Origin of the sequence: Streptomyces sp. NPDC004126, assembly GCF_050275515.1 — a bacterium.
Lineage (GTDB): Bacteria > Actinomycetota > Actinomycetes > Streptomycetales > Streptomycetaceae > Streptomyces.
Genome location: NZ_JBNNPF010000043.1, coordinates 54,022 through 67,660, shown reverse-complemented (window position 1 = coordinate 67,660; position 13,639 = coordinate 54,022). Strand labels below are relative to the sequence as shown.

The 13,639-nt window shown below is 72.3% G+C and carries 14 protein-coding genes; 5 read left to right on the top strand and 9 right to left on the bottom strand.

What is annotated here, in order from left to right:
- Window positions 1-100: 100 nt before the first annotated feature.
- The 4 genes from ACQKM2_RS31110 to ACQKM2_RS31095 are packed head-to-tail and all read right to left on the bottom strand — an operon-like array spanning window position 101 to window position 2,396.
- Window positions 101-1,129 (bottom strand): hypothetical protein, encoded by a 1,029-nt coding sequence (locus ACQKM2_RS31110; protein ID WP_427715592.1) that lies wholly within the window; start codon window positions 1,127-1,129, stop codon window positions 101-103.
- A gap of 34 nt (window positions 1,130-1,163) precedes the next feature.
- Window positions 1,164-1,598 (bottom strand): hypothetical protein, encoded by a 435-nt coding sequence (locus ACQKM2_RS31105; protein WP_427715590.1) that lies wholly within the window; start codon window positions 1,596-1,598, stop codon window positions 1,164-1,166.
- Window positions 1,598-2,044, bottom strand: coding sequence for a hypothetical protein (locus ACQKM2_RS31100; RefSeq protein ID WP_427715587.1), 447 nt, complete (start codon window positions 2,042-2,044; stop codon window positions 1,598-1,600). Before ACQKM2_RS31100 ends, ACQKM2_RS31105 begins: the two co-directional genes overlap by 1 nt.
- 22 nt (window positions 2,045-2,066) lie before the next feature.
- Window positions 2,067-2,396 carry a hypothetical protein gene (locus ACQKM2_RS31095; RefSeq protein ID WP_427715586.1) on the bottom strand — a complete coding sequence of 110 codons (330 nt, stop codon included), beginning with the start codon at window positions 2,394-2,396 and terminating at the stop codon, window positions 2,067-2,069.
- Window positions 2,397-2,669: 273 nt separating this feature from the next.
- On the opposite strand from ACQKM2_RS31095, the gene ACQKM2_RS31090 reads away from it, so the two are divergent.
- Complete coding sequence (locus ACQKM2_RS31090) at window positions 2,670-2,897, top strand: hypothetical protein (RefSeq protein ID WP_427715585.1); 228 nt, start codon at window positions 2,670-2,672, stop codon at window positions 2,895-2,897.
- 56 nt (window positions 2,898-2,953) lie between these two features.
- Here ACQKM2_RS31090 and ACQKM2_RS31085 read toward each other — a convergent pair whose 3' ends face one another.
- From ACQKM2_RS31085 to ACQKM2_RS31070, 4 genes are all read right to left on the bottom strand, one after another.
- Window positions 2,954-3,682, bottom strand: a complete 729-nt coding sequence (locus ACQKM2_RS31085; RefSeq protein ID WP_427715583.1) for a DUF6789 family protein — start codon at window positions 3,680-3,682, stop codon at window positions 2,954-2,956.
- A gap of 275 nt (window positions 3,683-3,957) precedes the next feature.
- Window positions 3,958-5,574, bottom strand: a complete 1,617-nt coding sequence (locus tag ACQKM2_RS31080; RefSeq protein WP_427715581.1) for a transporter — start codon at window positions 5,572-5,574, stop codon at window positions 3,958-3,960.
- A complete protein-coding gene (locus ACQKM2_RS31075) occupies window positions 5,571-6,407 on the bottom strand; it encodes an ABC transporter ATP-binding protein (RefSeq protein WP_427715578.1) in 837 nt (278 codons plus the stop codon). Before ACQKM2_RS31075 ends, ACQKM2_RS31080 begins: the two co-directional genes overlap by 4 nt.
- Before the next feature lie 169 nt (window positions 6,408-6,576).
- Entirely contained in the window at window positions 6,577-7,257 is a 681-nt protein-coding gene (locus tag ACQKM2_RS31070) for a bifunctional DNA primase/polymerase (RefSeq protein ID WP_427715576.1), read from the bottom strand.
- Window positions 7,258-7,477: 220 nt separating this feature from the next.
- Here ACQKM2_RS31070 and ACQKM2_RS31065 point away from each other — a divergent pair, with 220 nt between their 5' ends.
- Together ACQKM2_RS31065 and ACQKM2_RS31060 are read left to right on the top strand one after the other, a co-directional pair.
- Window positions 7,478-8,860 (top strand): transcriptional regulator, encoded by a 1,383-nt coding sequence (locus ACQKM2_RS31065; protein ID WP_427715574.1) that lies wholly within the window; start codon window positions 7,478-7,480, stop codon window positions 8,858-8,860.
- Between the two features lie 80 nt (window positions 8,861-8,940).
- Window positions 8,941-10,644 (top strand): hypothetical protein, encoded by a 1,704-nt coding sequence (locus tag ACQKM2_RS31060; RefSeq protein WP_427715573.1) that lies wholly within the window; start codon window positions 8,941-8,943, stop codon window positions 10,642-10,644.
- 25 nt (window positions 10,645-10,669) lie between these two features.
- Here ACQKM2_RS31060 and ACQKM2_RS31055 read toward each other — a convergent pair whose 3' ends face one another.
- Window positions 10,670-12,076 carry an ABC transporter substrate-binding protein gene (locus ACQKM2_RS31055; protein WP_427715570.1) on the bottom strand — a complete coding sequence of 469 codons (1,407 nt, stop codon included), beginning with the start codon at window positions 12,074-12,076 and terminating at the stop codon, window positions 10,670-10,672.
- 196 nt (window positions 12,077-12,272) lie between these two features.
- Between ACQKM2_RS31055 and ACQKM2_RS31050 the strand changes: the two genes are divergently transcribed.
- Window positions 12,273-12,719 (top strand): SCO4402 family protein, encoded by a 447-nt coding sequence (locus tag ACQKM2_RS31050; RefSeq protein WP_125603043.1) that lies wholly within the window; start codon window positions 12,273-12,275, stop codon window positions 12,717-12,719.
- Window positions 12,720-12,733: 14 nt separating this feature from the next.
- Window positions 12,734-13,621 (top strand): formyltetrahydrofolate deformylase, encoded by an 888-nt coding sequence (purU, locus tag ACQKM2_RS31045; RefSeq protein ID WP_285343476.1) that lies wholly within the window; start codon window positions 12,734-12,736, stop codon window positions 13,619-13,621.
- The last annotated feature ends 18 nt before the right edge of the window (window positions 13,622-13,639 follow it).

Here is a 13,639-nt window from a genome sequence, read left to right as displayed (position 1 = left end):
TCCGTGCGGTGAGTTCCTAGACAGCTCCCACCACACCGGAGGTCTTCGCCATGTTCAAGACCCGCCGACTGTCAACAACGCTCGTGATCAATACAGCTAGCTAGGCGGTGTCCGCGCTCCAGCGATTGAGGGTGCCGGTCTTGCCGTCGTAGGTGAGCCAGGTGCCGTCGCCGAGGGGGCGTACGTATCCGGTGACCGGCCCGTCGGGGTAGGTGACCTGCCCGCGGATCTTGAGCGAGCGGCCGTCCAGCAGCCAGTGGCCGCCCTGGTCCGGGTCCTCGGCGGCGTCGCCCGTCGAGGCGATGACGGTGTCGGCGTCGACGAAGCCGCAGCCGTAGTCCCAGTACTGCTCCGGTACGGCGGTGGCGAGGGTGTCGCCGTCCAGGGCGTGCAGGCGCAGGTCCGCGCCGTAGTGCTCGACGGTGAGGTAGCCCCGGTGGCCGGGGTGGACGTCCGCCAGGATCCGGTCCATGGTCTCGTTGAGGTCCCAGGCGGTGAGCCGCTCGCCGTCCCACCGGGCCCAGTGCAGCAGGATGCCGTCCTGGCCCATGCCGATGGACAGCCCCATGTGGATCCCGTCCGGGTGCGAGAGGTGGTGTGACCCGGCGGCGGCACTGTCCAGCGGCAGCCGCGCCAACTCCCGCCCGTCGCCAGCGTCCAGCACCACCCAGTACTCGGCGTCATCCCCCGTGACATGCGCCCACACGAGCCGCCCGTCGTCCGAAACCCGGCACGACCCGTGCTCCAGCCCCCGGCACACCTCCTGCTCGTCCCCCGAGTGCGGATGCCCCAGCTCGGGCCCCCAGCAGCCGTGCCGGTACTCCCACAGCACCTCGCCGCCCACCCCGAGGGCCCGCACGGTCCGCTGCCCGGAGAACACGGCGAACGCCCCGTCGGGACTCACGGAATGCACCCCGTGCTCCCACCCCGCCCAGGGCACCCCGAACACGGCGACGGGCTCCCGCTCCCCGGCGAACAACCGGTCCAGGTCCCAGACCTCCAGCCGGCCCCCACCCCGGAGCAGAGCCCGCCGGGCCCCGCCGTACCGCCCCTCGAAGGCGAAGCCGTTGACCAGCGAATCCCCACCCGGCAGCCGTACCGAGTCGCGCAGTTGTGCGGTGATCGACATACCCCGAAGCTAACGGCCCCCACTGACACCGGGGTTACGGCGGCACATCCAGACTGACGACCCAGTGGCCGTACTCCTCGGCGGTGATCCCGCAGATCCGGTGCCCGGACCGGGACCGGGCGATGAACTCGATCCGCCCTTGGTCGTCGACGAGACGGGAGACGTCGGCACCGCCGGTCAGACGCACGCGCACCCACCCGACTTCCGCGCTACCGGTCACGACCGCCGTGACGAGGAAGACCCCCTCGTCATCGACGACATCCGCCTGCCGGGCATGCTCCAGCCACAGCCGGTGCACCCCGGCGCGGTCCGCCTCCAGGGGGAAGACCGCCACAGGCTCCACCCCGAACCCGGCCACGGCCCGCCAGGCCGCGTCCACGGACAGCCCGGGCACATCACCCCGGACCGCCTCCACCACGAGCCCGCTGCCGCGGATGAGCCCGAGAAGCCCGTCCTCGCCGGCCGACATCAGGCAGTAGTCCCTTCGGGCCGTCCGGGGTCCGGGGCGGACGCCGCGAGCATCTGCAGGATCAGGTCCAGGTCCTGGGACGCGGCCAGACAGAATTCCTGATCCTGTATCACCGCGAGCTTCGCCTTCTGCATGTTCTTCCCGTTGCCCCGCCACTCCTCGAGGAGTCGGGCGGGCGAGATGTCCCAGATCTTCCCGACCCTGCACTCCCAGCCGACGAGGCGAGGGGCGTCTCGCGCGGCGGCTTCGAACAGGGGGATGAACTCGTCGTGAGGCTCGGCGAACCACCAGACCAGGCGGGCCACCTGGAAGTGCCCGAACCGGGGGTGCCGCTCGTCCGGGCAGATTGCCCCGAGGAGCGGCGCGTAGCTGTTCAATATCGCCTCGGCTCGCAGAACGCGATCAGTGGCGAGCCCTTCCGGGTCGGAGCTCGTAGGTGTGGTCACTGGAAACTCCAGACGTGCGCGGTCACTCGTGCAGGATGTCGTGGACGTACTCGGACAGGATTCCGGGGAGCGGACGCCCTTCGAGCCCCTTCAGGTGCGACACCGAGCCCTCTTCCGCGAGGGAGCCCAGCTGGATGATGGCGTTGAGCTGGGCCTCCAGCGCGGTGGCGTCGGACTCGGAGCAGGCCGCGACGGCCAGGACGCCGGCCAGGACCCGCCCGTCGGCCTCCGAGTAGCTCCCCACCCAGTCCGTCACCTGATCGGCGCTCAGCGCCCGCTGGTGCGGAACTTCGGAGACCAGGCCGCGCACGATCACCAGGAGCTCCTCGGCCTGTACGCCGGGTCCGGCCATGGTTTCGCTCCCCGCCCCTCGTGCCGCCCTCCCCGTCAGGCGGATCACCACAGAAAGGGAACCACGCCCGGCCCCCGGCCGAAGGTGAATTTGTGCCGCCGCCGGTCGAAGTCGGCGGACTTGACGCCGTACACGTATGACAGGGGCAACTGGGCAAGGGATGCGACGGGCCTTTGGCGAGGTGTCCCCTTGGTCAACGTGGGCTGGCTTGGACGCGGGCGGCCTTACGAGCAAGGCGACCCTCCCTCCGCGCTGGCTGCGGCGCTGAGCCGCATGAGCAGTACGCACCGAGCTCGGCAGACTCGCGGCTTCCACTCCTGCCCGTTCTGTGCTTCGCGGGTGTTCGGCAGTCGCGTCAGTCACCCGCAGGGAAGCGCCGAGATATGGGTGATGGGTGGAGACGTCGCCTACGCCGCCCCTGAACTGATCGCTCACTACGTCGAGGCACACAATTACCTGCCGCCAAATGCCTTCATCCAGGCGGTTCTCGCCACCGCGTGAACGGGGCTGTTCTACGGCTGGATGGTGAGCATGCGCGGCCGTACAGCGGCGCCGCGTCAGTGGTGGGGTACGGGCAGGCGCAGGCGCAGGCGCAGGTGCAAGGGCGGGTCGGCCAGGACGTGGTGGTGGGTGTCGAGGCGGTTGAGGCACCAGCCCAGGGTGCTGCCGTAGATCAGGTGGCCGGCCAGGCTGACGGCCAGGGTGGCCGGGGTGAGGCGGAACAGCAGCTGTTGGCCGTGCGGTACGAGCAGGAGGGTGGAGATGAGGCCCGACCACACGAAGACGCCGTACGCGAGCCCGCACGCCACCAGTCGGCGCCGGATGCCGCCCACCAGGCAGAACAGGGCGAAGGCCATGCCGATGCCGCCGCCGTCGCCGATGTAGCGCCAGGCGTAGCCGACCGCGGCGTTCGGCCTGTCGGAGGCGGTGATCCACTGGCCGAGCCTCGGGATGAAGTCGGGCCAGCCTCCCAGGTGGATGACCGGCAGTCGCAGCATGTCGTACGCGGTGACCGCGATCAGCCCGCTGACGAAGCCGGAGCGGGCCGCCCGCGCCACGGGCGTGCTCCGCCACAGCAGCAGGAGTGCCGCGCTCCAGAGCGGGACGATCACGGCGTCCGCGGCGGTGTGCAGGACGATCAGCCCGCCCAGGGTCAGGGGGATGGCCAGCACCGGTAGCGTGCCCGTGCAGAACAGGAAGCACAGCAGGGCGCCTTGTGCCGCCGTGGCGCGTACGGGCGTGCGGATGCGCCCCGGGGCTAGAGGTCTGATCGGGCTGATGGGCATGGACGCGTCCGATGCCGAGGGGTGAGCCACTGGCTCGTGCGGGGGCCGACGGAGGTCGAGCCCGCCCGGCGGCCGACGACCCGGCCGGGGCCGGCGGTCGCACCGGCGCTCCCACGTCTCGTGGAGCGACCCTTCACTCCCACGATAGGTCTGCGGGGGCGAGTGCGACAGGTGCCCGCCTCGCGCGCTCACGTCGGGTTGTGGTCCGGTGGCACGACCGAGGGGGGCGGCGGGCGCCGGCCCGTCGCCCCCCTCGGGGTGGTGCAGGGGTGGGGTCAGCCCTTGCTGACCGCCGTCAGGATCTCCGGGAGTTTGCGGAAGACCGCCGGGGCCGCCAGGCGCAGGCCCGCCCAGGTGGCCAGGAGGCCCCAGGCGATGCCGATCGGGAGGGCGAGCAGGCCGAGGGCGCCGGGGTCGTCGGTCAGGCTGATGTACACCGTCAGGCCGATCACCGGGGAGCAGATCACCGCGGACGAGACCATGCCGCCGACGATGCCCAGCCAGGCCAGGCCGCCCTGTCCCGGGGCGACGTTCTTGAACGCGCCCTCCGTCGGGATGGAGTACGCGAAGTGCGCCGAGGCCAGCGCGCCCGTGCACAGCATCGAGCCCAGCAGGGCCAGCCCCAGGCCCAGGGCGGCCGGGAAGCCCGACCAGTTGCCCACCAGGGCGGCGGTGGCCACCGTGACGAGGACCGTGTAAGGGACGGTGACCAGCGCCAGCGCACCGGCACGGGCGCGCAGTTCCCCGAAGGCGTCGCGCGGCGAGGAGATGGTCTGGGCGACCATCCAGAAGGCGGAGGTGTCCTGCCCGAACTGGTTGTACATCTGGACGCCGAGCATCCCCGCGCCGAAGCAGGCCAGGTAGACCGAGCCGGTGCCCTGCAGGGCGTTGAAGACGGGGACGATCGCGCCGACCGCCAGCGAGGACACCCAGGCCGACTTCGTCTTCGGGTCGCGGACGGCGTAGCGCAGCGTGCGCTGCATGACCGCGCCGGTGCGCCCGCCCGGCAGGAGGGACCAGAAGCCGCGGGCCGCGCCGCGGTCCTTCTCGGGCTTCGCGGCGGCGAGGGTGGAGCCGTCCGGGGTGACCATCAGGCTGGTCAGGCTGCGCTCCCAGAACCACAGCAGGGCCGCGAGGGCCGCCAGGGTCAGGGCGAGCTGGGCGGCGGCCACGCCGTAAGAGCCGCGGCTCGCGGAGTCCACCATGCCGACGGCCGTCGCCGGAGGCAGCCAGCGCACGACGGCCTCGACCGGCTCCAGTGCGGTCAGGCCGCCCTGCTTGAACAGGCTCTGGCTGGCGAAGTTGACGAGCTGGGCGCCGATCGCGATCAGCAGGCCGCTGAGCACCGCGAGGTCGCGTCCCTTGCGGCTGGACAGCAGCCGGACGTTGGCGGTGGCCACGGCGCGGGCCAGGGCGACGCAGCCCAGCAGCAGGAGCGGGGCGCCGATCACGGCGGCGGTGATGCCCGCCGCGCCGTGGGCGACCGCGGCCACCGAGCCGGCGGCGATGCAGAGCGTGAACAGCGGGCCGGTGCCGACGAGCGAGGAGGCCAGCAGGGCCCGTACGAGCGGACGCGGGCGCAGCGGCAGCATCACCAGCCGGCTCGGGTCGAGGGTCTCGTCGCCGCTCGGGAAGAACAGCGGCATGACGGTCCAGCCGAGCGCGAGGATCGCGGACAGCAGGACGACGACGGTCCCGGCGTGGACGTGGCCGTGCAGCATGGCCAGGCACAGCGTGACGAAGAGGGAGAACAGCAGCGAGATCACCAGGCTGACGATCCACACGGCCTTGCGCTTGGACGAGCCCTTGAGGCCGTTGCGCATCAGGGAGAGCTTCAGGCGGACGAACAGCGAGGTGACGGAGGGCCCGGAGGCCGCGGCGGCGGTGCTCATCGTGCGCCGCCGAGCCAGTCGAGGGAGTCGCCGGCGGCGTGGTCGCGGGCGCCGACGAGTTCGAGGAAGGCTTCCTGGAGGGAGGGCGCGGAGCCCCGTACGTCGGCCAGCGGGCCGGCGGCGCGGATCTGCCCGCCCGCCATGACGGCCACCCAGTCGCAGAGCGATTCGACGAGCTCCATCACGTGGGAGGAGAAGACGACGGTCGCACCGGACGCGGTGTAACGTTCCAGCACCCCGCGGATGGTCTGTGCCGACACCGGGTCCACGCCCTCGAACGGCTCGTCCAGGAACAGGACTTCGGGGTTGTGCAGCAGCGCGGCGGCGAGGCCGATCTTCTTGCGCATGCCCGTCGAGTAGTCGACGACCAGCTTGTGCTGCGAGCCCGCGAGGTCGAGGACGTCCAGCAGCTGCGTGGCCCGCTTGTCGGTCTCCTCGCCCGGCAGTCCGCGCAACCGGCCCATGTAGCCGAGGAGTTCACGGCCGGAGAGGCGCTCGAACATGCGCAGGCCCTCGGGCAGGACGCCGATGCGGCTCTTGACCTCGACCGGGTCGGCCCACACGTCGTGCCCGGCGACGACCACCCGGCCCATGTCCGGGCGCAGCAGCCCGGTCACCATGGACAGCGTGGTCGTCTTGCCGGCGCCGTTCGGGCCGACGAGGCCGATGAAGCGGCCGGCCGGCAGCTCCAGGTCGATGCCCGCGACGGCCACCTGCTCGCCGAAGCGCTTCCACAGCCCCTCCACCCGCACGGCGGCCGCGGGCTGCGCGGATCGCGCGCCACCGCCCGTCCCGCCGTCCGTACCGTCCGCCGCATAACCCTGGTCCGGCATGCGCCTGCCTCTCGTTCTGTTCCCCGTGGTCGTACTTTCCTCACGATAGGAGGAGGGGACAGGCGCCAGAAGTTACGAATGTCATGAACTCGCGGACACGTATGTCAGGGGCGCGTATGCCAGGGACGAGTATCTCAGGGACGCGTATGTCAGGAGGAGGCGGAGGGAGTCATCCCTTGCGGCGGCCCCGGGCCGCGGCGGCCTCGCTGCCGCAGGCGTACGCGATGGCGTCGATCAGCTCCTCGGTGTCGGGCAGCCACCGGTTCGCCGGGGTGGGCTTGCGGGCCCACTGCACCGGGCCCTTGCCGCCGAAGCGGGTCGGCGGCGCGGCCACGTACTGGCCCTCGCCGCGCGTGACCAGGTCGATGGCGTGCGGCAGCCAGCCCAGCTTGCGCACCAGGTCCGCCACCTTGGCGCCGGCGCCCGGGAGGACGAAGAACAGCATCCGGTGGTCGGGGGTCAGCGCGACCGGGCCCAGGGTCCGCTCGTGGCGTTCCAGCCGGGCCAGTGCCAGGAACCCGGCGGAGTCCGGTACGTCGAGCGCGTCGAAGGTGCGGCCCGTCGGCATCAGGATGGAGGCGCCGGGGTGCTTGCCCCAGATCCGCCGCACGCCCACCGCGCTGCCCGAGGCCAGCGACTGCCAGTCCTTGACCGCGGGGTGGGCGCCGGGCGCCGGGCAGTCGGCCACCCCGCAGGAGCACACCTCCCGGCCGTCGCCGGGCTCCAGCCACGTGCCGGCGAAGACGTCCCAGTGGCGTTCTTCCACGTACCGCACGGCATGGTCCAGCAGCTGGTCGCCGCGCTGCTGGGGGATGGGGGCGGTCTCCGTGACTGTGATGGTCTCTTCCACGCTCCTCACAACTCTCCGGGGCACGGCGGGTTACGGGCGTAAACCAGCCGGTGGGCGCTGCATCGATCCTGCATACGGGGCGCACGGGTGCACGTGCGGGGGCGCGTGGGAGGCCGGGGCGCGGTCGCTGGGTAACGACACGTCGCAGAGGGGAAGATTCTCGGCACTTCAGGCGGGAAGTGATCATTCGAACGATCACCCGCGGCCTCAGGGGGTTTTCATGGCAGCCAGGCCTCTCGTAGCGCGCCAGCCGAACGAACGACTGCAGGCGCTCATCCAGGAAGCCGGGTGCTCCAACGCCGGGCTCGCACGGCGCGTCAACATGTGCGGGGCCGAGCACGGCCTCGATCTCCGCTACGACAAGACCTCGGTCGCCCGCTGGCTGCGCGGCCAGCAGCCGCGCGGCCGGGCCCCCGGCATCATCGCCGAGGCCCTCGGCCGCAAGCTGGGCAGGACCGTCACCATCGACGAGATCGGCATGGCCAACGGGAAGAACCTCGCCTCCGGGGTCGGCCTGCAGTTCTCCCCGACCGTCATCGGCGCCATCGAGCAGGTCTGCGAGCTGTGGCGCAGCGACGTGGGGCGCCGCGACTTCCTCTCCGGGTCGAGCGTGGCGGCCTCCGCCCTGGTCGAGCCGAGCCGCGACTGGCTGATCACCGGCGCCGACCCGCAGGTGGCGCGCAGCGGCGGGGCGCGGGTGGGGATGCCGGACGTGGAGGCGGTACGGGCGACCACCGAGGCGCTGACCGAACTCGACCACCGCTTCGGCAGCGGGCACGTGCGGCCGGTGGTGGTGCACTACCTCAACTCCGTGGTCTCGGGGCTGATCGCGGGCTCGTACCGGGAGCCGGTCGGGCGGGCCCTGTTCGCGGCGGTGGCCCGGCTCACGGAGCTGGCCGGCTACATGGCGGTGGACACCGGACAGCCGGGTCTGGCCCAGCGCTACTACATCCAGGCCCTGCGGATGGCGCAGGCGGCGGGCGACCGCGCGTACGGGGGCTACGTGCTGGCGGCGTCGATGAGCCACCTCGCCGCCGAGCTGGGCAACCCGCGGGAGATCGCGCAGCTGGCGCGGGCCGCGCAGGAGGGCACGCGGGGGCAGGTCACGCCGCGGGTGGAGGCGATGTTCTACGCCGCCGAGGCGCGCGGGCACGCGCTGCTGGGCGACGCCCGGGCCGCGTCGGTGCTGTCGGGGCGGGCGGTGACGGCGCTGGAGCGGGCCGAGCCGGAGTCCGGCGACGACCCGGTGTGGATCCGCCACTTCGACCAGGCCTACCTGGCGGACGAGCTGGCGCACTGCCACCGGGACCTCGGCCAGGCCGACGCGGCGGGCCGGCGGGCCGAGGAGGCCCTGCGCAACCTGCCCGCGACGAAGGCCCGCCGGCGGGCGATCGGGCTGCTGCTGCTGGCGGCCTCGCAGGTGCAGCAGCGGGAGGTGGAGCAGGCCTGCCAGACGGCGACGAAGGCCGCCGAACTGCTGGGCTCGCTGCGCTCGCGCCGGGGTGCGGAGTACCTGGACGACTTCCGCGCGAGGCTGGAGCCGTACCGGGAGGAACCGGCCGTCCGGGAGTTCGGGGCGAGGCTGGAGGTCCAGGCGGCCTGACGTGATCACGGCGTCACCGGGTAGCGTGACTCGACGGTTCCGTGGGTTCGGACCGGTCGGAGAAGGCAGAAGGAGTCCCGGTGACGGAGAACGGACAAGGGGGCGTCCCCCAGCCCGGGACGCCGCATCAGGCGCAGCCGGTGCCGGCTCCCGGCTACCCGCAGCAGCCGGGGCCGCAGCCCGGCGAGGCATGGGGAACGCCGCCCGCGTACGGGTACCCGGCCGCGCAGGACCCGCAGGCGGCGCCGGCCGCGCAGCAGCAGTACTCCGGGCCGTACGAGTCCGCGTACGAGCCGCCGCCGCAGCCGGGGCAGCCCGCGTACGGCTATCCGCCGCCGGCCGGCCACGTCGCCGGCCCGGGTTTCGAGGGGCCGGGGGACCCGCACGGCTACGGCTACCCGCCGCTGCCGAGCGCTCCGCATGGCCAGGCGACCCAGTACATCGCCCCGGTTCCGGCCGGTCCGGGCACCGAGCACGAGCAGGCGACCCAGTACATCCCGCCCGTGCAGGCGGCTCCGCACGAGCAGGCGACCCAGTACATCGCCCCGGTTCCGGCCGGTCCGGGCACCGAGCACGAGCAGGCCACGCAGTACATCCCGCCCGTGCAGGCGGGTCCGGGGGCGCCGCACGAGCAGGCGACCCAGTACATCCCGCCCGTCCCGGCCGCGCCGCACGAGCAGGCGACCCAGTACATGCCGCCCGTCCCGGCGGCGGGCGCCGGTGACGCGGCGACGCAGTACATCCCGCCGGTGCCGGCCGCCGGGCTGCACGAGCAGGCCACGCAGCACATCGCCCAGGTCCCGGCCGCCGCCGCCGACGAAGCGGCGACGCAGTACATCCCGCCGGTGCCGGCGGGTCCGGGGGCGCCGCACGAGCAGGCGACGCAGTACATCCCGCCCGTCCCCGCCGCAGCGGCCCCCGCGGCCCCCGCCGAGGCGTTCGACGCGCTGTTCCGGGCCGACGGCGACGCCGATGCCGCCGCCGGGCACACCCAGCAGCTGCCGCCGGTCCAGGACCCGGGGCCGCGCCGGACCCCGCCGCCCGCCCCGCCCCAGCGGCCCGGGCCGCCGCAGCAGCAGTACGCGCCGCCGCCCCCGCCGCCCGCGCCCGCGCGGCGGATCCCGCCGGCCGTCATCGCGGCGGCGGTCTTCGGGCTGGTCGTCGCCGGGCTCGGGGTGGGTGCCCTGCTCAGCGACGGCAAGGCGCAGAACACCGACCCGGGCGCGGTGGCCCCCGCCGCCAGCGGCTCCGCGAACTCGGGCGCGGCTCCGGGCGAGGGGGCGGTCGACCCGGCGCGTCCGCAGGCCGTCCAGCTCGACAAGCTGCTGGAAGACGCCAGCGACAGCCGGACCACGGTGATCAAGGCCGTGGACGACATCAAGGACTGCCGGAACCTGACGCAGGCGGCCCAGGACCTGCGCGAGGCAGCCCAGCAGCGCGAGGGGCTGGTCACCCGGCTCCAGGAGCTCAAGATCGATCTGCTCCCGAACCACGCCCGTCTCTCGGCGAGCCTGACCAAGGCGTGGAAGGCCTCGGCGGACGCCGACAACAGCTACGCGGACTGGGCGGACGAGGTCGCCCGCGACAAGGGCGGCTGCGGCAACGGCAAGGACGACAAGGACGCCAAGGGCGACAAGGACGGCAAGGCCAAGGTGACGGACAACGCGCAGGACGGCAACAAGTCCAGCGCCGAGGCCACCCGGTCCAAGGAGTCGGCGGCGACCATGTGGAACACGATCGCCGCCAAGTACGGCCTCACCAAGCGGGACAAGTCCCAGCTGTGACGGACGGACGGCCGCCCCGCCCGGGTCAGGCCGAGCGGGGGGCCTGTTCCAGGGTCGGGGTCATGTCGAGGTTCTGCTCGCCGAGCTGGGCGACCAGGCGGCCGGCCTGGACGGTCTGGAAGCTGACCCGGCCGTTGACCAGGCGCGGGAACCCGGCGACGGCGCGCATGTCCTGGTAGCGCCAGCTCAGCTCGGGGGTGAGGTTGCCGGTCTGGACGCCCGGGGACTGGTTGAGGGCCCGGGTGAGCTTGCGGGCGGTGATGTCCTCGTTGCTCTTGAACCGCTGGACGATCTGGTTGAGGACGCTGTACGCGATCCAGGTGGTCTGGGCGCCGCTGTCGTCGGGGTCCACGGTGTCGTCGCCGAAGGCCTGCTCGGAGATGACCTTGCGCATCGGCGCCCACAGGGGGTCGGTGGCGACGGGGTACCAGCTGGTGACGTAGGCGCCCTCGAAAGGGCTCTCCTTGCCGCCGGTGCGGTCCACCAGGGCCTGGCTGATGCTGCCGAGGACGGAGGAGATCTGCGTCTTGTGCTGGGTGTCGACGCGGCGGAAGGCGTCGAAGAAGATCTCGGTGCGCTCGCCGAGGACGGCCGTCACGCAGCTCTTGTCCTTGGCGGTGTCGGCGGCCGGGGCCTTCGCGGGCTTGGGGTCCTTGGACGGGGACGGGGAGGGGGATGCGGACGTGGACGTGGAGGGGGCGGAGGGCGTGGCCGGGGTCGTGGCGGGTGCGGCGGGCGTGGCGGCCGGGGTCGACGGGGTGCCGGTCAGGGCCTCGCGGGCCTGCGGCTTGAAGTCGGCGGAGTCCTCGGCTGCCCGGATGTCGTCGGCCTCGGGCATGCCGTTGGCCTTGAGCCCCGCGTTCAGCAGGACCGGCATGGTGTCGCCGGCGAGGGTGTCGGGGCGGACCAGGGAGACCTGGGAGCAGGCCTTGCCGAGCTGGTGGCCGGCCCCGGCGAGCAGCGCGGGCTGGCCGCCGTTGACCGGGAAGGACAGGGTGCTCTGGAACTCCTCGGCGGAGACCCCGTAGCCGCCGATGAACGGGATGCCCTCGGCCTCCAGCGGGGCCATGAAGGCGCGGCCGTGCTGGCTGTAGGAGCCGACGACGGCGACGGCCTTCTCGGTGATGGCCTTGCGGGCGCAGTCGGCGGCGCCGGTGGCGGTGTTCTTCTCGTTGCAGGTGATCACGCGCAGCTTGCGGCCCTTTATGCCGCCGTTGGCGTTCACCCACCGTTCGTAGGCCTTTGCCATGCCCGGCATACCGGCCATATTGGTCGCTTTGGTTCCGATGGGAGCGAAGGTCATGACCGTGAGGGAGTCCCCGGAGCCCCCCGAGCCACCGGGGACCACCCCGCACGCGGTGGTGAGACACGCGCCCGTCACCGTGGCAATGAGCAGACGGGAGAGGGGAGTTGCGCGTCGGTGATTGGTCATGTCCACCGACCCTTCCGCCCCGTGGGTAACTCGGCGATGAGATGGACACAACAAAGGGTGACGTCGAGGTGAATTGCAGGGGCGCGGTCACGCGCAGGTGCTTCAAGATCGCACTACTCGGGAACGTACGATCGAAAGCGTGACATTCGCCCAAGGTTCGAAGAACTCTTCCCGCCGCGGCGGCCGCTCCTCCACCATGGGCGGCATGCCCCTCAACGACATGCCGTGGTGGCGCTGGCGCAGCAACGTGCGCTCCGCGCTGCACATGCTTTCCGACCCGCTGTTCCAGGAGGAGGTCTGGGTCGCGGGCGCCGAAGGGTACGGCGACGTCACCGACGCCGTGTACCGGCTCGTCGAGGACACCTGGCTCGACAGCTGGTCCGCCGACAAGTACGTCGGCACGATCTTCCGCGACGCGCAGGAGGCGGCCCTGGTCGACCACGTCGTGCTGCGGGTGCTGCGGATCCTGCACCAGGTCGGTCCCGACGCGCACGTCTCCGCGTACCTCGGCCACCAGGACTGGCCCGAGGCGGTCCGGGCGGCGCGCGAGGCGCACGTGCGGATGTCGACGGCTGACGGGGAGGACCCGGACGACCGGCCGACCTCCGTCGACGTGCTGAAAACGCTGACCCGCGTGGTGTGAAAGGCTGTGCCGTCATGAGCGCAGACCCACAGTCCCAGGCCCAGCCCGAGGCCCAGGCCCAGTACGTCCTGACCGTCTCCTGCCCCGACAAGCAGGGCATCGTGCACGCCGTGTCGAGCTACCTCTTCATGACCGGCTGCAACATCGTGGACAGTCAGCAGTTCGGAGACCGGGAGACCGGGCTCTTCTTCATGCGGGTGCACTTCGAGGCCGAGCCCGCCGTGACGGTGGAGAAGCTGCGCGCCAGCTTCGCCGCGATCGGCGACTCCTTCCGGATGGACTGGCAGATCCACCGCTCCGACGAGCGGATGCGGATCGTGCTGATGGTGTCGAAGTTCGGGCACTGCCTGAACGACCTGCTGTTCCGCTCCCGGATCGGCGCGCTGCCGGTGGAGATCGCGGCGGTGGTCTCGAACCACACCGACTTCGCCGAGCTGGTCGGCTCGTACGACGTCCCCTTCGTGCACATCCCGGTCACCAAGGACACCAAGGCGGACGCGGAGGCGCGGCTCCTGGAGCTGGTGCGCGAGCAGAACGTCGAGCTGGTGGTGCTCGCCCGCTACATGCAGGTGCTGTCGGACACCCTGTGCAAGGAGCTGAGCGGGCGGATCATCAACATCCACCACTCCTTCCTGCCGAGCTTCAAGGGCGCGAAGCCGTACCACCAGGCGCACGCGCGCGGTGTGAAGCTGATCGGCGCCACGGCCCACTACGTGACGGCCGACCTCGACGAGGGCCCGATCATCGAGCAGGAGGTCGAGCGGGTCGGCCACGAGGTCACCCCGGACCAGCTGGTCGCCATCGGCCGGGACGTGGAGTGCCAGGCGCTGGCGCGGGCCGTGAAGTGGCACAGCGAGCACCGGGTCCTGCTCAACGGCTCGCGGACCGTCGTCTTCGCGTAGCCCCGGGCCGCGGGCCGC